The organism is Pseudomonas sp. 65/3-MNA-CIBAN-0223, from assembly GCF_040310425.1.
GTDB lineage: Bacteria > Pseudomonadota > Gammaproteobacteria > Pseudomonadales > Pseudomonadaceae > Aquipseudomonas > Aquipseudomonas gregormendelii.
On record NZ_JBEOPV010000014.1, the window covers coordinates 95,823 to 116,991 of the forward strand.

Sequence of the window (21,169 nt, forward strand, 5' to 3'; positions counted from 1 at the left end):
ATAACCGTAATTTGTACGCTAGCGGCGCATCCCTCGCCAGCCGAATTGATCGTCCCATACACAACGGCCCACCAAAGGGCGGGCCGTCGTGGTGAAAGCTGCGCGGACTGATCAGTCCTGGCGGCTGGTCACTTCCAGCAGGTGATAGCCAAACTGGGTCTTGACCGGGCCTTGCACCGTGTTGATCGGCGCGCTGAACACTACAGTGTCAAATTCCTTGACCATCTGGCCCGGGCCGAACGAACCGAGGTCGCCACCCTGGCGGCTGGAAGGGCAAGTGGAGTTGGCTTTGGCGACTTCGGCGAAGTCTGCGCCGCCCTCGATCTGGGTTTTCAGTTCGTTGCACTTGGCTTCGCTGGCAACGAGGATGTGACGGGCAGTAGCTTTAGGCATGGGAAAAACTCCAATCAATGTTCAGTAAAGTGGTGAGCCTACCGGATTCAGTGGCCCAATTCTTCTCAAAGTTCCATCGGTTCTATGAGGCGGCCTGGCGCAGGCAGTCCGCCGGTTCGGAGCTGTGGTCAGATTCGTTACGGCGAAAATGGGTGTGTGGGCATGTAAAGACGCAGGGTCAAAAGATCGCAGCCTCGTTTCACTCGTCAGCTCCTACTCAGCTCCTACTCAGCTCCTACGCAGCTTTTGCGCCGCCTCGCGCAGCAATTGCTCGGTTGCACTCCAACCCAGGCACCCATCCGTGACCGACACGCCATAACGCAGGGACGCGCCCAGTGGCTGGCAGCCTTCGAACAAATGGCTTTCGATCATCATGCCAATCAGCGAGCGGTCGCCTTGCAGCCGTTGTTCGAGCACATCATTGAACACCGCCGGTTGCCGTAGCGGATCCTTGGCGCTGTTAGCGTGGCTGCAGTCGACCATGATCCGGGTCGGGATCTTCAAGCGACTGAGGTCACTGTTCACCTGGGCCAGGCTGGTGCGATCGTAATTCGGGCCGCTATGGCCCCCACGCAACACCAGATGAGTGTCCGGATTGCCCGGGGTCTGGATGATTGCCGGGTGCCCCTGGCTGTCAACGCCGAAATGGCGGTGCGGGTGGGCGGCTGAGCGCATCGCGTCGCTGGCGACGCCGACGCCGCCATCGGTGCCGTTCTTGAAACCGACCGGCATGCTCAGGCCGCTGGCCATTTCCCGGTGTATCTGCGACTCAGTGGTCCGCGCGCCTATGGCCACCCAGCTCAGCAGGTCTTCGAAGTAGCCTGCCGCCATCGGTTGCAGCAACTCGGTGGCGACCGGCAAACCGAGCCGAAGCATTTCGCGCATCAATTCCCGCGACAGCGCCAGGCCGCCGGCCATGTCGTCGCTGCCATCCAGTTCCGGATCGTAGGCCAGGCCTTTCCAGCCAACGGTCGTACGTGGTTTTTCGACGTAGGCGCGCATGACCAGCAGCATCTCGTCACTGACTTCCGTGGCGAGGCGTGCAAGGTGGGCGGCGTATTCGAGGGCTGATTGCGGGTCATGGATCGAGCAGGGACCGACGATCACCAGCAAACGGGAGTCTTCACCGTTGAGGATCGCCCGGACGGCGTCGCGATGGGCGGCGACTTGCTGCGTCAGGGTGTTGCTGAGGGGCAATTGCTGTTTGAGTTGCAATGAGCTCGGCAGGCGCAGTGTCAGCGCTTCGTTGGCAGGGCTCAGGGTGGACAGCGGCATGGCGGAGACGGACGAGTTCATATTCAGGCTTCCTGGACGAGGGGCGGGTTCGTTCCCGCGCGCTCGGCCCTACTGGGGTGTTCGACAATTAGCCGGATTGGCTGCGTGTGTGTGCTTGCCACCTGTGGGTGACCGATCGGAGGCGGCAGGCTGTCCCGAGCGGAGGCTGGTAAATCGCCAGGCGGTAAAAATGTCGTAACGGTAATAAGTGGCGTAGTTCATTGGGTAATCCTCGTGGTGTCTGGTATGACGCTAAAAAATGTGTGGAGCTGAAAAAACAAAACCCCCGGTCGGGAGGCCGACCGGGGGTTGAGAAATCTCTGGTGGCGACCCGTTTCAAGTGGGCGCCGTGTGGGTATCAGGCGCGCCAGTGGCTAAACCAATACCCAAAATAAAAGCTGACCGGAGCGCAGGCGTCATTCACCCGGGCAGCCGCAACCGAGCGCAGGGCGCTGGCGGTACGAAGCTGTGAAAGGGTGTTTGTCATGGTCTGTCTCCGATGGATGCAGGGAGCTTACTAGAGGCGGGCAGGCGGTTTCAATCAGAAATTGCGCGCGGTCGCAGGATTCGCTGAAACGCGCAGACGACAAGCCTCCCAAGACGAATTGAAACTTTTTAGTTGGCGCTTGGCGCTAGGTCTGGGAGTCGCTTTTTGCTAAGGTGTCCGGCAACCAATAAGACCATTGCGTGAGGTGTCTGCTTGATTAGGGTGCTAGTAGTCGATGACCATGATCTCGTTCGTACAGGCATTACACGAATGCTGGCTGACATCGATGGCCTGCAAGTAGTCGGCCAGGCCGAGTCAGGGGAAGAGTCCCTGCTCAAGGCGCGCGAGTTGAAACCCGATGTGGTCCTCATGGACGTCAAGATGCCCGGTATCGGCGGCCTAGAAGCCACGCGCAAGCTGTTGCGCAGCCATCCCGACATCAAGGTGGTCGCGGTGACCGTGTGCGAGGAAGATCCGTTTCCAACCCGGTTGTTGCAGGCCGGGGCGGCGGGGTACCTGACCAAGGGTGCCGGGCTGCCGGAAATGGTCCAGGCCATCCGCCTGGTGTTTGCCGGGCAGCGCTACATCAGTCCGCAAATTGCCCAGCAACTGGCGATCAAATCGTTCCAGCCTACCAGCGATTCACCGTTCGACGCCTTGTCCGAGCGGGAAATCCAGATTGCGCTGATGATTGTCGGGTGCCAGAAGGTGCAGATCATCTCCGATAAATTGTGCCTGTCCCCGAAAACCGTCAACACCTACCGATACCGTATTTTCGAAAAGCTTTCGATCAGCAGTGACGTCGAGTTGACGCTGTTGGCGGTTCGTCACGGCATGGTCGATGCCAGCCTCTGAAATGACTGAAACTTTCGATCCCAGCGCTTTTCTGTCCACGGTCAGTGGGCGCCCCGGTGTCTATCGCATGTTCGACAGCGATGCGCGCCTGCTCTACGTCGGCAAAGCCAAGAACCTCAAGAGTCGGCTGTCGAGCTACTTTCGCAAGTCGGGGCTCGCACCAAAGACGGCCGCGCTGGTCGCGCGTATTGCCCAGGTCGAGACGACCATCACGGCCAACGAAACCGAGGCGCTGTTGCTCGAGCAGACGTTGATCAAGGAATGGCGACCGCCCTACAACATCCTGATGCGCGACGATAAGTCCTATCCGTATGTGTTCCTTTCGGATGGCCAGTTTCCAAGACTCAGCATTCATCGCGGCGCAAAAAAAGCCAAGGGCAAGTACTTCGGTCCTTACCCCAGCGCTGGTGCCATCCGCGAAAGCCTGAGTTTGCTGCAGAAGACCTTTTTTGTTCGCCAGTGTGAAGACAGCTACTACAAGAACCGCACGCGACCGTGCCTGCAGTACCAGATCAAGCGCTGCAAGGCACCGTGTGTCGGCCTGGTGGAGCCCGATGTGTATGCCGAAGACGTCAGGCACTCGGTCATGTTCCTGGAGGGGCGCAGCAATGCGTTGACCGATGAATTGTCCGCGGGCATGGAAGAAGCCGCGATCAATCTCGAATTCGAGCGCGCGGCTGAGCTGCGCGACCAGATCTCCCTGCTGCGCCGGGTTCAGGACCAGCAGAGCATGGAAGGCGGTACCGGCGACGTGGATGTCATCGCCGCGTTCGTCAACCCGGGCGGTGCTTGCGTGCACCTGATCAGCGTGCGCGGAGGCCGGGTCCTGGGCAGCAAGAATTTCTTTCCGCAGGTGGGTATCGACGAAGACGTTTCAGAAGTCATGGCCGCTTTTCTCGGGCACTACTTCATCAGCAGTCCCGAACGCGACTTGCCCAGCGAATTGATCGTCAACGTGGTTCACGAAGACTTTCCGACATTGATCGCCGCCATTGAAGAGCTGCGTGGTCGTGAGTTGTCCATCAGTCATCGGGTGCGTGGCACCCGAGCGCGCTGGCAGCAATTAGCGGTGACCAATGCCGAACAGGCCCTGGGCGCACGGCTGGCCAACCGGCAACATGTTGCAGCACGTTTCGATGCCTTGGCAGAAGTACTGAACCTGGACGAGCCGCCGCAACGCCTGGAGTGCTACGACATCAGCCACTCCAGCGGCGAAGCGACCGTGGCGTCTTGCGTGGTGTTCGGCCCCGAAGGGCCGATCAAGTCCGACTACCGACGCTACAACATTGAAGGCGTGACTGCAGGCGATGACTACGCGGCCATGCACCAGGCCCTGACCCGGCGCTTCAGCAAGCTGAAGGACGGGGACGGCAAGCTGCCGGACATCCTGCTGGTGGACGGGGGCAAGGGCCAGCTGTCGATGGCCCGGGACGTGCTCAATGAACTGGCGGTGCCGGACCTCATCCTGTTGGGCGTGGCCAAGGGCGCAACCCGCAAGGCCGGGTTTGAAACCCTGTACCTCAACGACGCCGCCCATGAGTTCACCCTGCGCGGCGATTCCCCCGCGCTGCACCTTATCCAGCAGATTCGCGACGAAGCCCACCGGTTTGCTATTACCGGTCACCGTGCCCGTCGTGGTAAAACCCGTCGGACGTCTACGCTGGAAGGCGTAGCCGGAGTCGGGCCAACCCGTCGTCGTGATTTGTTGAAACATTTTGGTGGATTGCAGGAGCTGTCTCGTGCCAGCATCGAAGAGATCGCCAAAGCACCCGGAATCAGTAAAAAGCTCGCAGAGTTGATTTATGCAAATCTGCACAGCGAGTAGAATGCCACCTCACCTCGTAGCCAGTTGTGCCGATGAATATCCCTAATCTGATTACCGTTCTACGCGTCCTGCTCATCCCGATCTTTATTTTGCTGTTCTACCTGCCTTACCAGTGGAGCTATATGGCCTCCGCGTCGGTGTTCGCATTTGCCGCCGCGACGGACTGGCTGGACGGGTATCTGGCCCGCCGTCTGGAGCAGAGCACACCGTTCGGGGCGTTTCTCGATCCCGTGGCCGACAAGCTGATGGTTGCTGTCGCGCTGGTGCTGCTGGTGCAAGAGCATGGCAACCTGTGGCTAACGCTGCCGGCAGCCGTGATCATCGGTCGTGAAATTGTCGTTTCGGCATTGCGCGAGTGGATGGCTGAACTCGGCGCCCGCGCTCATGTGGCGGTGTCGAACCTGGGCAAATGGAAAACCGCCGCGCAAATGCTCGCGCTGGTGATCCTGCTGGCCAATCCATCGGATTTCACCTTCTGGGTGCTGGTGGGTTACGCGCTGTTGCTGATATCTGCCGGCCTGACTTTGTGGTCGATGGTCCAGTACCTGCGGGCTGCCTGGCCACATCTGAAGACCGAGGTTGAAAAGAAATAAAACTTTTTTGAATCAAGGGGTTGACGGGGCTTCTGGATTCTATAGAATGCGCCACACCAAGACGCGGGAATAGCTCAGTTGGTAGAGCACGACCTTGCCAAGGTCGGGGTCGCGAGTTCGAGTCTCGTTTCCCGCTCCAAGTTTGTACACATTTGATGTTGCGCTACACGACACCAAATGTTTTGAGGCCGAGTAGCAAAATGGTTATGCAGTGGATTGCAAATCCACCTACGCCGGTTCGATTCCGACCTCGGCCTCCACTATTAAAAAACCCGTAACTCAGTGAGTTACGGGTTTTTTTTTGGCTTCGGGAAAGTGCGGTGGTTGAGCGTATCAGCCTTCCACGCCGCTTTTATGGCCCACCGTCCCCATGGGCAAGACCGGCGGTTGGCTGGGCAGCTTCCTTCTGTCGATTAACATGACCCGCAGCCAATGGGTCATTGGAAGCTCCACCAGGCGGTAAATACCGATTGCCACGATGCAGCACAGAGCGATACTTACGGGCGTCATCAGATAGGCGAGGGCGCCAGGCTCGTCGAAAACATGGAATACCTTGTTGAAGACCTTCAGTACGTACGGGTGGAATAGATACAGGGAGTAACTGGCATCGCCGATCAATACCACCCACCCAGGCAAATTCAGCCCCGCCAACCCGTGCACCAGTGTGAGAAATACAACTGCAGCCGGGATACCCCAGGCCAGCCCGCGTCCCAGCCAGTGGGTCAAGTCAACGGCAAAGGGCATGTACACCAGAGCAGCCAGGCCGATCAGGATGAGCACAGTGCGCGCGCCGTTAGTCGTGCCGTCGGCACGCCACGTGGCGGTGCGGGCGTAGAAAGCGTAGCAGCCCATGCCAAGGACGAACTCGGCGAGGATCTGCTGTGTGTAGAACTGGGCCACTAGCGCGTCAAACGCCACCAGGTGGCCCGCCACCACTAATGCCAGAAGCAGGGCCGAGCAAATGAGCAGGCGATAACGGTGGCTGATGGCCATGGAAGTGGCGAACAAGGCATAAAAGAACATTTCGTAGTTCAGAGTCCAGCCCAAGTACAACAGCGGCTGAACGTACTCGCCTTTTTGGTACGGAATGAAGAACAGCGATTTAAGCAGCCCGACGCCATCGGCCGTAGTGTTGTCGAGCAAGCTCGGCAACAACAAGGCAACTGCGAATACACCGAGGGTGCCGAGCCAATACAACGGAACGACACGGATAATTCTTTTAATAAAAAAGTGGCTGCCTGATTTACCGGTGACCATGGCCATGATAAAACCGCTGATGACAAAGAATATATCGACGCCCCAGTCGCCATTGCGAAACAACGGAATATGAAAAAACACCACGGCGAGTGCTGCGATAGCGCGCAGCATTTGAACGCTTTCGAGCTTGTCGGTTGGAGCCTGTGGCGAGGAATTCATGGCGAGACCCTGATCAGTGTGGCTCGGAAGGTGGCGTCGAATCAGAGGGGAAGGCGATATGGCTGACGCAGTCTGATAATACCAATACGCTTGGCAGTAATACGTGCAAAGCAAACAATCGAAGAACCGAGCGTTAAACAGTTGCATAGTATCGAGTTGTCATAGACAACACGCCAACATGGCGGCTAATGATAGTTACCATCCTCGAGATGACGACTTAACCAAATCGCGCGGCGTGATAACACGTTAGCAGTGCTCTTTGAAAGAGCAAGGTGGTTTGTGGAGTTGTGACGAATGGACGATCGACTCAATAATGACGCCAGAAAATAATCTCAGTACTCAGTACATCAATAGTGAGTGGTAAGTCCTACACCGGTGTTTCGTAAACAGCCACTATGCAATTTAAGCCCATCCGGTGCTTTTCGGCGCAATCAGCCGGGGGTGGAGCACACATTGGAACCGTTGCAGGTCTCCCTCGCCAGCGCGCGACTGCATCTGCTGCTCGAGTATTGCGCTGTAGATCCATGATTTGCCAAGAGATTTAACCAGCGAGATTGAAAGATTTAGTCTCGAAAAAGAGGCTTGTGAACTTGCTTCACGCGGTCGGGATGTATATATTCCCATCTCTGCTGCACAAGCGTCGGATCTGCCAGGAGTGACTGGTGAAATTCAGGCTGCTTGACCGCGCTACCGCCCGAATGGCGAAACTGGTAGACGCATGGGACTTAAAATCCCCCGCTCGTAAGGGCGTGCCGGTTCGATTCCGGCTTCGGGCACCATATATATCAAGGGCTTGCATGAGATACTTCATGCAGGCACTTTTTGTTGCGCCTCCATAAACACCTCGCCTTTCGCGTGAGGGTCGATGATCCAGGCCGGGCGAGGCGCAGCCGCTACTTGGCTTTCCAGCTGCCACCGCCGCTCTTGCAGTCGATTTTAGATTGCCGCAAATTCTCGGCTCCGTAATAGAACGGGGCTACCACGACACCTGGGCTCAGGCAGGCGAGCAAAAGCAGGAGTTTTCTGTTACTCGGGATTGCCTCTGCGAAGCGTCCCAAAGCCAATTCGGGGGCATATGGAATTTGAAAAGCGCTTAACGGGCTCGTTCCATTGGATTGGGCGCCCACTGAATCCCAGGCAAAAAAATGACCCGCATGCGGGCGGGCCAAGGGGATTCATCAAAGGAGTGAATTCACTGTAGGGCACTCGATGTGAAAGAGGCGTGAAAAAACTGGCGCAAGACTCAGCGGTTAAACAGAGGTCAACCACCATCAGGTAAGGACGCACACGGTGACGGTGACGTCGCCGTTAATGCGTCCTGAATCAGAACAGCGCTTGCATCGGGGCGTCCAGTGCTTACTACCTGAAGCGCGGCAGCGGCCTGTCAACCGGTCGCAGTGAGGACAGGGTGTTGCGGATCAGCGGCGTGTCTTTTTCAATGTCATTGAGCCGATCGCGGATTCGCAGGGCAGTTGGGTGCCCGCCTTGATGATCAACCCAGTCGGCAATTTCCTTGCACGCAGCCGCCAGTCGCGCCTGGCGTGAATCAAGCAGGGTAAGCAGGGTGGTTATGGACTCTTTTTCGGACATGACACACCTCCGTTCAAGAAACCTGGTAAATGGCAGCAAACAACCCGCAAGGTGCGAGCAGTCTGTCGATGGGTACGCCGCTCCGTCAGCGCTTCAAGTATAGACCCGTACTTCAGCCCTGTCGGACCGTCACACGGGACCTGTCGTTGAGACGCTGACATTCACGGCGCGCGTCTTCTTCCAGATCGAATCCGTCGCCGATGAAGCCGCGGGTGCGAGTGTCCGTCACCCTGTACCAGACCGAGGCATCGGGTGGCGCATGGCTGACTTCACCGGCTCGGCGTCCGTGGATGATGATCTTGTTGCACCGCTTGACGACGAATATGTCTTCCATGGCTCCACCGCGCAGATTCTTGTTCACATCAACTATAGAAGCCATTTGCAATCGTGCAAAAAATCCGCGGGGCCAAAGCTCTACGAGTCCGGCATATTCGGGGCCAGCAACCAGCCCTGCGGGTGCCATTTGAGGAGGTGGGTCGGCGCCAGCGCGGCGAGGAAATGTGCGTCATGGGAGGCTGCGACAATCGCGCCGGGAAAATTCTGCAGGGCTGTCTCAAAAGCTTCCACGGACTCAAGGTCAAGGTGGTTGGTAGGCTCATCGAGCAGTAGTAACTGCGCAGGCGTCTTGCCCCAGCACGCGATGGCGATGGCGGCCTTCAGGCGCTCGCCGCCGCTCAGCGAACAACTGGGTCGCGTGACTCGGTCGGCGTTCAGGTGTAAGTGCGCCAGGTGGTTACGCAGCCTGTCTACTGGTATCGGGGTATCGAGCGCATGCAGTTGTTCCAGCACGCAGCGCTGGTCATCGAGTAGTGCCAGGTGCTGATCGAGCAAGGCGCTCGGGACGTGGGTCAGGCACTGACCGCTACGCGGGGCGATGTGCCCGGCCAGCGTGCGCAACAGGGTGGTTTTACCGCAACCGTTGGGCCCGCTGACTGCGATGCGTACCGGGCCTGCGATGGCCAAGGTCAGGCCGGCGGCCGTTCCTGCAGCGGCGTGGCCCATGTCCTCCACTGCGTATTGGGCAGTTCCGGCGTGGTTCAGGTGCACATCGACCAGTGTCAGTACCTGGCGACCGGCCGGCACCCGGCTGCCGGGCAAGTTGACCAGGACACTTTCCTGGACCACAACGTTGGCGCTGGCATCGCGCACCCTGGCCGCCAGGCCGTCTTTGCGCGCTTGATGCCCCTGGCGAACCGGACCCATGGCATCCCTGGCCGCGCTCTTGATTTTTCCCCGCTCGAAGCCCGAGACGTTGGCGATGTCCGCTTTTCTTCGGGCGGCGGCAGCATGTCGCTGCACAGTGTCATGCTCTCGCTGCAGGCGGCTGGTCTCGCGTTTGCGCTCGGCGCGGGCCTGATCGAGCTCTGCGCGTGCCGCGGCTTGTTCAATCTCTCGCTGCGCCTGAAACTCGCGATAATTACCGCCAAAGAGCCTGGCGCCGAGTGGGCTGATTTCGACGATTCGGGCAAAACCGCTCAGCAGGTGTCGATCATGGCTGACCACGATCAGGCCGCCGCGCCACTGTGCAAACTGATTTGTCAGCCAACCGCGCCCCTGATCGTCCAGGTGGTTGGTGGGCTCATCCAGGACGATCAGCTGTGCCTCACCCAGAAACGCACCGATCAGAGCGACCCGCGCTCGTTGACCCCCGCTCAAGGTGTGGGTGGGCGTATCCGGTTTGACGTGGCAAAGCCCCGCCTCGTCGAGCTGCCTGCGCAGGCGGGCAGCCAGATCCCAGCGCCCGGCCAGGGCTTGCAGGTCCGCCTCGTCGAAGTGCCCAAGCTCGACTCTGGCCAACGCTTGCAACACTTCACGAGTACCGGTGGCATCGGCGACGGTGTGTCCCGGTGCATCGGTAAACGATTGCGCCACATAGGCCACCTGACCCTGGACCGTCAGGGTGCCCGAGCAGGGTTGCAGCTGTCCGGCAATCAGGCGCGCCAGCACGCTCTTGCCACTGCCGTTGCGACCGACGATGGCCGTGTGGACGTGATCAAAGCTTAAATTGAGGTCGTGAAAAACTGTTTCGCCATCGGCGAATTGAAAGCCCAGTTGGTTCAGGGAAACGAGTGCAGGCAGACGCGTGACGTGAGTCATCGGCACCTCCGGAAAATGTCGAGAAGATCAACAAGCGCCGTGGGCGGCTTGTCGCGAACACATTTCTGGACGGCTTAGTTATTCACGTCAAAGGTCAACCTGAGAAAGCGGAGGTGGCTAGCCTACTCGCCTCTCGAGGGTTATCGCAAGTCGCCATTCTGCGTGGCTTCGACCATTTTCTCCAGGAACATGGCCAATCCGACTTCCTCGGCTCGCAGCCCCTTGCGGGTTCTGGGCCTCGGCAGCTCAGCCAGGGCGCCGAGGAGAAAATGCTCCAGTACCGCCGGATGGATGTAGCACTTACGGCACACCGCCGGGGTATTGCCCAGTTGTTTGGCGACATTTTTCACCATTTCAACCACGTGGCGCTTGGCGTCCGATTCCGGCTCCCAGTGCAATTCGCGCAACACCGACAACGCCAGCGCGCTGCCTGCCCAGGTGCGGTAATCCTTGGCGGTGAAGTCGGCGCCGGTGAGCGTTTGCAGGTAGGCGTTGACGTCTGAAGAACTCACCGTGTGGCGCTCACCGTTTTCGTCCAGATACTGGAACAGGTTCTGTCCGGGTATCTCCAGGCAGCGCTTGATGATTCGCGCCAGGCGCCGGTCCTTGACGGTGATCTGATGCTCTACGCCGCTCTTGCCGCGGAACTGGAACAGGATCGCACTGCCATTGACTTCAACATGGCGGCTGCGCAGGGTCGTCAGGCCGTAGGAGCGGTTGTCCCGGGCGTACTGGGTGTTACCGACGCGGATCAGTGTCGCGTCAAGCAAGGTTATTACGGTGGCCATGACCTTGTCGCGGCTGAAGCCGGGAGCCTCCAGCAGTGCTTCAAGTTGCTTGCGTAACTTGGGCAAAGCCAGGCCGAAATCTCTCAGGCGTGAGTATTTGTCGGCGTCGCGTACTTCGCGCCAGCGCGCATGATAACGATACTGCTTGCGACCCCGTGCATCACGTCCGGTCGCCTGCAGATGGCCGCGTGGATCGGCGCAGATCCACACGTCAGTGTAGGCCGGCGGCACCGCGAGGGCATTGATGCGTTTGACCTCGTCCGGATCGGTGATGCGCTGGCCGGTCGAGTCGAAGTAGCAGAACTTGCCGCGTAGTTTCCTGCGGGTGATTCCAGGTTGCGTGTCATCGACATAGTGCAGGTCGGGAGGCAACGCAACGGGCAGATCGGTATCGGGCATGGCGGTAGTCCTGGCTTGCAATCAATTGGCCGTTACAGCGATTGACCGCACGCAATCGCAGTGGTGCCGGCGAATTTAAGCCAGCACCGCCACCGCCTTGATCTGCGCCCACAATTGCTGGCCGGGGTACACACCCAACTGGTCCCGGGAGTAACGAGTGATGCGCGCCAGCAGCGGCGTGCCACCGGCTTCCAGGCGTATCAAAACGTGAGCGGCATTGTCTGCGGGCATTTCACTGATTACCGTGACGGGCAGGCGATTGAGAATGCTGCTGTGCTCGGCGGCGTTCAGGCTCAGGCTGACATCCCGCGCCTGCACCTTGCACCGCAGCGCCTGGCCCAGGGTCATTGGCGAGTGCGCCACGCGAATGTTCATGTCGCTGGCGGGCAGTTGCAGCGTCAGCAACTGGTAGTGGGCATCGTAGGCGCTGACCTGGCCCTCGATCACCACGCCAGCGTCGTCACCGAGTGCAAGCGGCAGGTCGAGACGCGCCAGGGTGGCGCCGATCGGGCCGCTGGCCAGGGCCTTGCCATCGCTTAGCAGAACAATATGATCGGCCAGGCGCGCCACTTCATCCTGTGAGTGGCTGACGTACAGCACGGGGATTTCCAGTTCGTCGTGCAAGCGCTGCAGGTACGGCAGGATCTCGTTCTTGCGCTGACTGTCGAGCGCCGCCAGCGGCTCGTCCATCAACAGCAGCCGGGGACTGGTGAGCAATGCGCGGGCTATGCCGATGCGCTGGCGCTCACCGCCCGACAGGTTGTGCGGATGACGATCGAGCAGATGGCCAATGCCCAGCAGATCGGTGGCGTGCGTCATATCAACCCGCCGCTGGGAGGCGGGAATGCGCTTGAGGCCGAACTGCAGATTGGCCAGCACCGACAGATGCGGAAACAGGCTCGCTTCCTGGAATACGTAGCCCAGGGCGCGCTTGTGTGCTGGCACGAAAATCCTCTTCGCGCTGTCTTGCCAGACTTCATCATTGACCTGGATAAAAGCCTGACCAGCCTTCTCCAGCCCGGCGATGCACCGCAGGCAGGTGGTCTTCCCGGAGCCGGAATGCCCGTACAGCGCCGTCACGCCACGGCCGGGCAATTGCAGGTCGACGTCCAGGGCAAACCCCGGATAGTCCAGTTTCAAGCGCATATCAATCATCGATCAGCTCCAGCCCGCACGGGTCTTGCGGCTGGAGTAGAGCGCCAGCAACACGGCAAACGAAAAGACCAGCATCGCCCCGGCCAGCCAATGGGCCTGGGCGTATTCCATGGCTTCGACATGGTCGTAGATTTGTACCGAGACCACCCGGGTTTTGTCCGGAATGTTGCCGCCGATCATCAGTACGACTCCGAACTCGCCGACCGTATGGGCAAAGCCCAGAATGGCTGCCGTGATGAAACCGGGACGTGCCAGGGGCAGGATCACGCTGAAAAAAGTGTCCCAGGGATTGGCCCGCAGCGTCGCGGCCACTTCCAGTGGCCGCGTACCGATAGCGGCAAAAGCATTCTGCAGGGGTTGCACCACGAATGGCATGGAATAGAGCACCGAGCCAATCACCAGGCCGGCAAAACTGAAGGTCAGGGTGCCGAGCCCGAGTGATTGGGTGAGCTGGCCGACAACGCCGTGGGGACCTAGCGCGATCAACAGGTAAAAACCAATCACCGTAGGGGGCAAGACCAGGGGCAGGGCGACGATCGCCCCGACCGGACCGCGTAGCCAGGAGGTGGTACGCGACAGCCACAACGCGATCGGAGTGCCGATCACCAACAGGATGACCGTCGTCAGCGACGCCAGTTTCAGGGTCAGCCAGATGGCAGCAAAATCGGCACTGGTCAGGCTCATTTAAAGTTGATAACCGTAGGATTTGATAACGGCAGCGGCTTTGGGCCCCTTGAGGTAGTCAACCAGCGCCTTGGCGGCTGGATTGTCCTTGCCCTTGTTGAGGATCACCGCGTCCTGCTTGATCGGGTCGTGCATGTCGCCCGGAACGATCCAGGCCGAGCCGCCGGACACTTTGCCGTTTTTGTAAACCTGCGACAAGGCGACGAAACCGAGCTCGGCGTTGCCGGTGGACACAAACTGGTAAGCCTGGGTGATGTTTTGGCCTTCGACGATCTTGGCTTTGACTTGATCGGTCAGGCCCAGCCGGGCCAGCACTTGGGTAGCGGCCAGCCCGTACGGCGCAGCTTTCGGGTTAGCGATGGCCAGATGCTGATACTGGTTATCGCTAAGGACCTTGCCCTGGTTGTCGACGTATCCGTCCTTGGCCGACCATAGCGCCAGGGTGCCAATGGCGTAAGTGAAACGTGAGCCCTTGACGGTATCGCCTTCGTTTTCAAGTTTCTGCGGCGTGCTGTCATCGGCTGACAGGAACACTTCGAAGGGCGCGCCATTCTTTATCTGGGCGTAGAACTGGCCGGTGGCACCGTAGGCAGCGATCAGCTTGTGACCGGTGTCTTTCTCGAAATCGGCAGCGATCGCCTGGAGGGGGGCGGTGAAATTGGCCGCGACCGCGACCTGGACTTCTTCGGCCTGGGCCGATCCAACCGTGCAGACAGCCACCAGGCTCATAAGGGCAGCAGGGGCAAAACGTGAGGCGCGAGAGGTCATGAACGGCTCCGTGACGGGCAGGTACAGCAGTGGGGACTAAACGCTATGTAGGGAAATATATAGCGAAAAACCCGCAAACGGAACTCGATTGTATACATGTTGCCCAGATCGACCCCGGTAGGAGCTGCCGCAGGCTGCGATCTTTTGATCTTGATCTTGATCTTGATCTCTAAACCACGAGGATCAAAAGATCGCAGGCTGCGGCAGCTCCTACAGGGATGGCGGCGACTTGAGGTTTAGTGGATCAGCTTCGCCAACCCTTCCTCTGCCATTTTGCGGGTCAGTTCTGCCGTGCTCAGCTCCTTCCCGAGGGGAAACGCCTGACCTGCCCAGAGGTTGCTGAAGTCGGCTTCTCCCTTGGCGCGCAATGGCATCAACGCACCCCCGGCGAGCGGAAAGGCCGGGGCCTTGTCACTCATAGGCCCCAGCTCGCGCATCACTCGATTGAGAATGCCCCGTGCCGGGCGGCCGGTGAAAAGGTTGGTCAAGGCCGTGTCACTTTCCCTGGCGGTGCGCAGTGCCTTGTGGTGAGAGGCGCTGACCTTGGCTTCCGGGGTGAACAGGTAGGCGGTACCGACCTGCACCGCGCTCGCTCCCAGCATGAACGCCGCCGCCACGCCACGGGCGTCACTGATGCCGCCTGCGGCGATCACCGGGATTTTCACGGCATCAACAATCTGCGGCACCAGGGCGAATGTACCCACCTGGCTACTCAGGTCGTCGCTGAGGAACATGCCGCGATGACCACCCGCTTCATTGCCCATGGCAATGATCGCGTCGCAACCGTTCTGCTCCAGCCAGATCGCTTCTTCGACCGTAGTAGCGGACGACAGCACTTTTGCGCCGGTCGCCTTGACGCGGTCGAGCAGTGACTTTTCCGGCAGGCCAAAATGAAAGCTCACCACTTGCGGGCGCAGTTCTTCAATGACTTCGCATGTCGCGCTATCAAACGGCGCGCGATTGGACACCGGCGTCGGCGCATCGAAGTCCACGCCCAGTTCGCGGTAATAAGGCTCCAGCAGATTCTTCCAGTCCCGGGCGCCTTGTTCGTTGGCCACGGGTGGTTGATGGCAGAAAAAATTCACGTTGATCGGGCGCTGGGTCTGCGCGCGAATGGCCTTCAGTTCTTCGCGCAGTTGGTCGGTGCTCAACAGGGCTGCGGGCATGGACCCCAGGCCTCCGGCGTTGCTCGCCGCGATCACCATGGCCGCACCCGTCGCGCCAGCCATGGGCGCCTGGATGATCGGCAGCTCGATGCCAAGCAGGTCAAGGATGCGGGTATCTGGCCATTGACTCATTTTGCGGGCTCTCCGGCGGGTAGGCAGGGCAGGGACAGTCGGGCTGGATTTGTACCAGCAATGGCGGCGCCAAGGCCAGTGCTGGCGCAGCGCTCATTTCAAACAAGTCTCATGTCCAACAGCAGATTTGGGGCGTGCTTCGCGCTCCAGCAACTCTCGCTTGCGCTCCACGCCCCACCGATACCCCGACAGGTCGCCGTCACTGCGCACCACGCGATGACAAGGAATCGCCACTGCCAGATGATTTGCGCCACACGCCTGCGCTACCGCCCGGAAGGCTTTCGGGGCGCCGATATGCCGGGCAATTTCAGCATAGCTGGCGGTGCTACCCGGCGGAATATCCCGCAGCGCCTGCCATACCCGCTCCTGAAACGCCGTTCCCCGCACATCCAGCGGCAAGTCCAGGCCCAGGGCCGGGGCTTCGATGAAGCCGACGACCTTGGCAATCAACTGCTCGAAAGCCTGATCAGCCCCCAGCAGGTTGGCCTGCCGAAACCGATCCTGCAGATCGCAGACCAACTGATGCGGGTCGTCCCCCAGCAGGATCGCGCACACCCCGCGCTCGCTTTGCGCCACCAGGATCGCGCCGAGTGAGCACTGGCCCACGGCAAAAAGAATGTCGTTGTTCTGGCCGGCGGCGCGGTAATCGGTTGGTTTCATGCCCAGTACACTATCCGCCGCTGCGTAGAAGCGGCTATTGGAGTTAAAACCGGCGTCGTAGAGCGCCTCAGTGACCGAGCCGCCATCGGCCAGGCGCTGGCGCACCTTGCGGGCACGATGTGCGGCGGCATAACCCTTGGGGGTCAGGCCAGTGATCGCCTTGAACACCCGATGGAAGTGAAAGCTGCTCATGCCTGCAGCCGAGGCGAGGTCAATGAGCACCGGCACTTGCTCGGCGGTTTCTATCTGGCGGCACGCCGCTGCTACAGTTGCGGCATGCTGCGCGGCGAGATCACTTTGATCCTTCGCCGCCCTTTTGCTTGGGCGATATCCTGCGGCCTGGGCTTGCTCGGCAGTATCGAAGAACTGCACATTCTGTGGATTGGGCAAGCGCGCCAGGCTACTGGGGCGGCAATAGACACCCGTGGTTTTCACCGCATAGACGAATTGCCCGTCTGCGCGCGGATCGCGCGCAACCACGGCAGCCCAGCGGGGATCGTCCTCGATGGGGCCAGTCGTCGAAGGAGTGGTCATGGCTTCACCTGCATGGAAGGGTTTGATCCAGCTTAGGGGGGCGCGCGCTACGCAACACTCCGCGGCTTGCGATTGAACTCGAAAGGCTCACCGCGCCGCCCGGAAGGTGAAGTTGATGCGCTGCTCCCCCAGCCGTGGATGCTGGCCGTCCTTGATAGGCAATACCCCGTGATAGCGCAAGCGATCGACACCGCCCCATACCACCACATCGCCATGAAACAGCGACACCCTCTGGCATTTGTCACCGCGTTCGAATCCACCAAACAGGAAGACCGCCGGCAACCCCAGGGATACCGAGACGATTGGCGCTGCCATGGACGTCTCGTCCTTGTCCTGGTGCAATGACATTTTCGCGCCGGGGGGATACCGGTTGATCAGGCAGGAGTCGGGGACAAAGCCTGCAAACCCAGCTTCCAGGGCGGCTGCCTGGGCCAGGTGAAGAAACACCTCGGGCATTGGCGGCCAGGGCTTGCCGCTCGCTGGATCCTGGCGGCTGTAGTGATAGCCACTGCGGTCGGTGGTCCAGCCCCAGGTACCGCAGCTGCTCAGCGCGGCCGACATGGTGAAGCCCCCTGGGGTGACCATCTGCCGAAAAGGCGCGGCCGCGAGGACAGCATCCAGCTCCGGCAGCAAGCGTTCAAGCCAGGGCAGGACGAAACCCCGCAGCACCCAGGATTGTTCGGCAATTTGCTCGCGCTTTGGCTGTTGCTCAGGTTCGTGGTCGGCGAACAGGTCCAGGGTGACAGAGCTCATAGGTGGTCACTCATCGAGACGATGATCAGCGATTCGCAAGATGTCGGCGTTACAGCGCCTTGCTCACGCTGATCTCGCTGATGACATCTTCGCCCTGGCCGTGAATCACGTCCAGCGCGGCCTTGGCTTCTTCGGCAGTGCCGTTTTCAAGCTGGGCGAACTCGAACCGGCGTTCGCCGTTGAGCTTGTATTTAATGACGTACTTGGTCGTCTGGGCCACGGTCATACCTGCAAGTCGGGAGGTGGAAATGCCACTTAGCTCAGTTTCGAGCTGGAGCGGCGGATGATCTTGATCGAGTGCGTGAGGGTCGGCTTGCGGGTCACGCTGATCGCCCGGTTGGTCACCGTGTCGATTGTGATGTTCCAGAAACCGGTGCTCGGTGCGGTGATGCGCGCTGGGAAAGTGTCGAACGCGCCGCCGTGGTACGTGTGGCGACCACCATTCTTGAAGCTGCGGAAGTTGGCGTCGTTCATCAAGCGGATGTTGCAGGTTTGCGAGCATTGAATGACGACGATGTCGTCTTCATTCAGGTGCTCGCGCTGGTGGATAAATTTCATGAGGCGCCTCCAGAAGGGCTTTTTCTACAAAATCAAAACGATAGCTGGGCAATTGGCGCAGTTTATCAGCCCGAACAGGTTATTATCCGGTCGCCTTGGTCCACTTTGGCAATAAATGCAGAATTTTGGACATCAATCAGCGATTAACGCAGGCAGCCTCGGAGAAAAACAGCATTTGTGCTGTCGGAGGGTCTTTATCGGAGGTTTTATATGAAGTGGGGTGTAGGGTTACTGCCGTTGGCGTTGGTGATCAGTGGTTGCGCAAGTGTTTCGGAGATCAATGAAACGCTGCCGACCATGAGCGTGATCTCCGGCAAGAAACCCCATGAATATGCGCAGTGCCTGACCGAAAAGCTTGCCAGCAGCCGTGGCGCCTTGCAGGTTGAGCCGCACAAGGATGGCGTGCGGGTTATCGTACCGCAGAAGTTTTCCTCGGGACCGGCCGCCGTATTTGATATCGAGGACCGTTCCAGTGGCAGCAGCATCAAGCTGCACGAGCGCATTTCCAATGTGCCGTTGCGTCCCAAGGATGTGCGTAACGCTGCAACTGCCTGCATTTCCGGCTGATAGAATACCGCCGGTCAGCACTGATGCCGCCTCAGCGACGCTTTGGCGGCATTGTCATTTCTGGAGTCGAGCATGAAGCGAGAGCAAGTACGGGAACGTCACGCCGAAGGGAGTATTTCGGCCACCCATGTGATTCAGAATCCGGCGAACTCGGGAGAGTGGATCGTTTTTTTCAAGAAGAGCGCCGGGCGCAGTTACTTTCTGGTGGATGATAACGACGAAGTCGAGTCCTTCAGCCGTCTCGACGATTTGATCGAGACCGTTCGCGGCCTCGGGATCAAATTTGCGGAAATCCACATGTAGGGCAGGGCGCCTTACTTGCAGACCACCACCACACTGCGGTTTTTGAAGTTGCCGACGTCCACCCCAAGGGTCTTGTCGCTTTCCTTCAGCGAAGGAGTGCCGTCGGTGCCGACGATCCGGTAGCCGGTGCCGGCGCAGGAGGCATCGGCTTTTTCATAGCAGGTGGCCCAGGAATTGGCCTCTCCGGAACAGTCGATGGCCAGGCCTTGTTCCCCGTTATTGAGGTAGGTGGTTTCAGAAGTGGCACAGCCGCTCAGGGCCAATACTGCAATCAGTGGCAAAAATTTATTCATGTCGTTGTCGTCGTCAGGATGATGGGGCTAAGCCTGTGACAGCGCTGGCATCAAAAGGTTATAGCCAAAGGCCACTCATTGCCTTCTTATCTAAAAAAGCTCTCAAAAAAGCCCTGCGCGGGTCAGGGCTTGGGTGCAACAGCTACTGATCAGCGTTTGTCTTTGCCACGTCGGCCAGTACTGGCGTGTTCCAGCTCCAGTACCGATGCTACCTCGATTGCCATTGCCTCGGTCGGAAAGGCCCCGGCGCCGACATCTTCACCGTTGGCACCCGCTACTCGCCATTCACCAGGCTTGACTTGCTTGATCTGGTAACCGTTGACTATTTTTGCTTCCGACATGTATCTGCCTCGTTGGCTGGTTCAATTGCGCAATGATAACGCCAAATGCACTCACCGGGTGCTGATGGGCGTATGGTGGTGCGATTGCGCGCCGATTTTCCCCTCGGCGCACAGCGTCCAGCTTTTCTGCTATCTATATGAGGCGAACTGTTCTGGGGAACTATCCGACAGAATATTTCTCTATGATGGCATCGGTTAGCCAGTGCGGGGCATTGTAAGGTGCCCGCCGCCTGATTAGACTGCGCCGAAACTCGTACACACAGCCCTTACAAGGACTTTTATGATCAAGAAATGCTTGTTCCCAGCAGCCGGTTACGGTACTCGCTTCCTGCCAGCGACTAAAGCCATGCCCAAGGAAATGCTGCCGGTGGTAAACAAGCCACTGATCCAGTACGGCGTTGAAGAAGCCCTGGACGCTGGGTTGACCGAAATCTCCATCGTGACCGGTCGCGGCAAACGCGCGCTGGAAGACCACTTTGACATCAGCTACGAGCTGGAAAACCAGATCAAGGGCACCGACAAGGAAAAATACCTGGTCGGCATCCGCAAGTTGCTCGACAACTGCTCGTTCTCCTACACCCGCCAGACCGAAATGAAAGGCTTGGGCCACGCCATTCTGACCGGCCGTCCGCTGATCGGTGACGAACCCTTCGCCGTGGTCCTGGCGGATGACTTGTGCGTGAACCTTGAAGGCGACGGCGTACTGACCCAGATGGTCAAGCTGTACAAGCAGTTCCGCTGCTCGATCGTGGCCATCCAGGAAGTTGATCCGCAAGAGACTCACAAATACGGCGTGATCGCCGGTGAGATGATCCGCGACGACATCTACCGCGTTCACAGCATGGTTGAAAAGCCAAAACCTGAAGATGCGCCGTCGAACCTTGCGATCATCGGTCGCTACATCCTGACTCCGGACATCTTCGACCTGATCGAACAAACCGAGCCAGGCAAGGGTGGTGAAATCCAGATCACCGACGCCCTGATGAAACAGGCACAAAACGGCTGCGTGATGGCCTACAAGTTCAAAGGCAAGCGTTTCGACTGCGGTGGTGCCGAAGGCTACATCGACGCGACTAACTTCTGCTTCGAGAACTTCTACAAGACTGGCAAGGCTTACTGATAGCGACTTGGCTGCTTGTACTGAAAAGATTAACTCACGCTGTGTAAAGCATCGGTGAGAACTAAGAAAACGCCCCGACTTGTTCGGGGCGTTTTCTTTTGCGCATCGATATAAGAAATCTTTCAAATTCGGATGTCGGCTGTCGCCTGTCGCGCGAGGCGGATACCTCAGTAGGAAAAAATCTACGCTAAAAAATGGGTACTGTCCGATATCTATGGCTGAGTTTCTTTTGTAAGAAGTGCGCCCAGTGGACTATTTATTGGGTTGAGTGAGTATACCCGTAAAACTCAGAGTTGGTGCTTCTGATACTTGACTTTTATCCGCGATTTTTTTTCTTGCTTCCTGTTGTCTGAAGGATTATTCCTACATTTTCATGCGCTTATGTCAATTTGTAACGCAGACATATCATGAAATAAT

23 protein-coding genes and 3 tRNA genes are annotated in these 21,169 nt (G+C 58.8%); 9 read left to right on the forward strand and 17 right to left on the reverse strand.

Features of this window, described 5'->3' with window-relative positions; translation table 11 throughout:
- Nucleotides 1–111 precede the first annotated feature (111 nt).
- Both AAEZ09_RS18555 and AAEZ09_RS18560 read right to left on the reverse strand, forming a co-directional pair.
- Nucleotides 112–393, reverse strand: a complete 282-nt coding sequence (locus AAEZ09_RS18555; protein ID WP_045058291.1) for a peptidylprolyl isomerase — start codon at nt 391–393, stop codon at nt 112–114.
- 228 nt (nt 394–621) lie between these two features.
- Nucleotides 622–1,689 carry a 3-deoxy-7-phosphoheptulonate synthase gene (locus tag AAEZ09_RS18560; RefSeq protein WP_350600294.1) on the reverse strand — a complete coding sequence of 356 codons (1,068 nt, stop codon included), beginning with the start codon at nt 1,687–1,689 and terminating at the stop codon, nt 622–624.
- A 679-nt stretch (nt 1,690–2,368) separates the two neighbouring features.
- Here AAEZ09_RS18560 and gacA point away from each other — a divergent pair.
- From gacA to AAEZ09_RS18585, 5 genes are all read left to right on the forward strand, one after another.
- Nucleotides 2,369–3,010, forward strand: coding sequence for a response regulator transcription factor GacA (gene gacA / locus AAEZ09_RS18565; RefSeq protein ID WP_082069126.1), 642 nt, complete (start codon nt 2,369–2,371; stop codon nt 3,008–3,010).
- A gap of 1 nt (nt 3,011) precedes the next feature.
- Complete coding sequence (gene uvrC / locus AAEZ09_RS18570; protein WP_045058351.1) at nt 3,012–4,835, forward strand: excinuclease ABC subunit UvrC; 1,824 nt, start codon at nt 3,012–3,014, stop codon at nt 4,833–4,835.
- Between the two features lie 32 nt (nt 4,836–4,867).
- Nucleotides 4,868–5,428: a CDP-diacylglycerol--glycerol-3-phosphate 3-phosphatidyltransferase gene (pgsA, locus tag AAEZ09_RS18575; RefSeq protein WP_045058294.1), complete on the forward strand. Its 561-nt coding sequence runs from the start codon at nt 4,868–4,870 to the stop codon at nt 5,426–5,428.
- Nucleotides 5,429–5,491: 63 nt separating this feature from the next.
- A tRNA-Gly gene (locus tag AAEZ09_RS18580) sits at nt 5,492–5,567 on the forward strand.
- Between the two features lie 47 nt (nt 5,568–5,614).
- Nucleotides 5,615–5,688 (forward strand) — tRNA-Cys (locus AAEZ09_RS18585).
- Nucleotides 5,689–5,761: 73 nt separating this feature from the next.
- Here the strand turns inward: AAEZ09_RS18585 and AAEZ09_RS18590 are convergent.
- Nucleotides 5,762–6,844 (reverse strand): acyltransferase family protein, encoded by a 1,083-nt coding sequence (locus AAEZ09_RS18590; protein ID WP_350600295.1) that lies wholly within the window; start codon nt 6,842–6,844, stop codon nt 5,762–5,764.
- A gap of 692 nt (nt 6,845–7,536) precedes the next feature.
- Here AAEZ09_RS18590 and AAEZ09_RS18595 point away from each other — a divergent pair.
- Nucleotides 7,537–7,623, forward strand: a tRNA-Leu gene (locus AAEZ09_RS18595).
- Between the two features lie 580 nt (nt 7,624–8,203).
- Here the strand turns inward: AAEZ09_RS18595 and AAEZ09_RS18600 are convergent.
- The 12 genes from AAEZ09_RS18600 to AAEZ09_RS18655 all read right to left on the reverse strand — a co-directional run bounded on the left by AAEZ09_RS18600 (nt 8,204) and on the right by AAEZ09_RS18655 (nt 18,128).
- Nucleotides 8,204–8,434: a hypothetical protein gene (locus AAEZ09_RS18600; protein WP_045058296.1), complete on the reverse strand. Its 231-nt coding sequence runs from the start codon at nt 8,432–8,434 to the stop codon at nt 8,204–8,206.
- 112 nt (nt 8,435–8,546) lie between these two features.
- Nucleotides 8,547–8,804 carry a hypothetical protein gene (locus AAEZ09_RS18605; protein WP_082069131.1) on the reverse strand — a complete coding sequence of 86 codons (258 nt, stop codon included), beginning with the start codon at nt 8,802–8,804 and terminating at the stop codon, nt 8,547–8,549.
- 44 nt (nt 8,805–8,848) lie between these two features.
- Nucleotides 8,849–10,531, reverse strand: coding sequence for an ABC-F family ATP-binding cassette domain-containing protein (locus AAEZ09_RS18610; RefSeq protein ID WP_350600297.1), 1,683 nt, complete (start codon nt 10,529–10,531; stop codon nt 8,849–8,851).
- Nucleotides 10,532–10,671: 140 nt separating this feature from the next.
- Complete coding sequence (locus AAEZ09_RS18615; protein WP_045058299.1) at nt 10,672–11,718, reverse strand: DNA topoisomerase IB; 1,047 nt, start codon at nt 11,716–11,718, stop codon at nt 10,672–10,674.
- 75 nt (nt 11,719–11,793) lie between these two features.
- Complete coding sequence (gene modC, locus AAEZ09_RS18620; RefSeq protein ID WP_045058300.1) at nt 11,794–12,873, reverse strand: molybdenum ABC transporter ATP-binding protein; 1,080 nt, start codon at nt 12,871–12,873, stop codon at nt 11,794–11,796.
- Nucleotides 12,874–12,876: 3 nt separating this feature from the next.
- On the reverse strand, nt 12,877–13,557 hold the full coding sequence (gene modB, locus AAEZ09_RS18625) for a molybdate ABC transporter permease subunit (RefSeq protein ID WP_122840612.1): 681 nt from the start codon (nt 13,555–13,557) through the stop codon (nt 12,877–12,879).
- A complete protein-coding gene (gene modA, locus AAEZ09_RS18630; RefSeq protein ID WP_350600299.1) occupies nt 13,558–14,325 on the reverse strand; it encodes a molybdate ABC transporter substrate-binding protein in 768 nt (255 codons plus the stop codon).
- 236 nt (nt 14,326–14,561) lie between these two features.
- Nucleotides 14,562–15,623: an NAD(P)H-dependent flavin oxidoreductase gene (locus tag AAEZ09_RS18635; protein WP_350600301.1), complete on the reverse strand. Its 1,062-nt coding sequence runs from the start codon at nt 15,621–15,623 to the stop codon at nt 14,562–14,564.
- 93 nt (nt 15,624–15,716) lie between these two features.
- A complete protein-coding gene (ada, locus tag AAEZ09_RS18640; RefSeq protein ID WP_350600302.1) occupies nt 15,717–16,817 on the reverse strand; it encodes a bifunctional DNA-binding transcriptional regulator/O6-methylguanine-DNA methyltransferase Ada in 1,101 nt (366 codons plus the stop codon).
- 87 nt (nt 16,818–16,904) lie between these two features.
- Nucleotides 16,905–17,570 carry a DNA oxidative demethylase AlkB gene (gene alkB, locus AAEZ09_RS18645; protein ID WP_350600304.1) on the reverse strand — a complete coding sequence of 222 codons (666 nt, stop codon included), beginning with the start codon at nt 17,568–17,570 and terminating at the stop codon, nt 16,905–16,907.
- A gap of 49 nt (nt 17,571–17,619) precedes the next feature.
- Nucleotides 17,620–17,790, reverse strand: a complete 171-nt coding sequence (locus AAEZ09_RS18650; protein ID WP_163019503.1) for a hypothetical protein — start codon at nt 17,788–17,790, stop codon at nt 17,620–17,622.
- Between the two features lie 35 nt (nt 17,791–17,825).
- Nucleotides 17,826–18,128, reverse strand: a complete 303-nt coding sequence (locus tag AAEZ09_RS18655; protein WP_045058306.1) for a DUF1883 domain-containing protein — start codon at nt 18,126–18,128, stop codon at nt 17,826–17,828.
- A gap of 210 nt (nt 18,129–18,338) precedes the next feature.
- Here AAEZ09_RS18655 and AAEZ09_RS18660 point away from each other — a divergent pair, with 210 nt between their 5' ends.
- Both AAEZ09_RS18660 and AAEZ09_RS18665 read left to right on the forward strand, forming a co-directional pair.
- Nucleotides 18,339–18,695 (forward strand): hypothetical protein, encoded by a 357-nt coding sequence (locus tag AAEZ09_RS18660; RefSeq protein WP_045058307.1) that lies wholly within the window; start codon nt 18,339–18,341, stop codon nt 18,693–18,695.
- A gap of 72 nt (nt 18,696–18,767) precedes the next feature.
- Nucleotides 18,768–18,998: a hypothetical protein gene (locus tag AAEZ09_RS18665; protein WP_045058308.1), complete on the forward strand. Its 231-nt coding sequence runs from the start codon at nt 18,768–18,770 to the stop codon at nt 18,996–18,998.
- A gap of 11 nt (nt 18,999–19,009) precedes the next feature.
- Here AAEZ09_RS18665 and AAEZ09_RS18670 read toward each other — a convergent pair whose 3' ends face one another.
- Nucleotides 19,010–19,291 carry a lipoprotein gene (locus tag AAEZ09_RS18670; protein ID WP_045058309.1) on the reverse strand — a complete coding sequence of 94 codons (282 nt, stop codon included), beginning with the start codon at nt 19,289–19,291 and terminating at the stop codon, nt 19,010–19,012.
- Between the two features lie 149 nt (nt 19,292–19,440).
- Nucleotides 19,441–19,632, reverse strand: coding sequence for a hypothetical protein (locus AAEZ09_RS18675; RefSeq protein ID WP_045058310.1), 192 nt, complete (start codon nt 19,630–19,632; stop codon nt 19,441–19,443).
- A gap of 280 nt (nt 19,633–19,912) precedes the next feature.
- Between AAEZ09_RS18675 and galU the strand changes: the two genes are divergently transcribed.
- Nucleotides 19,913–20,752 carry a UTP--glucose-1-phosphate uridylyltransferase GalU gene (galU, locus tag AAEZ09_RS18680; protein ID WP_010460715.1) on the forward strand — a complete coding sequence of 280 codons (840 nt, stop codon included), beginning with the start codon at nt 19,913–19,915 and terminating at the stop codon, nt 20,750–20,752.
- Nucleotides 20,753–21,169: the final 417 nt, after the last annotated feature.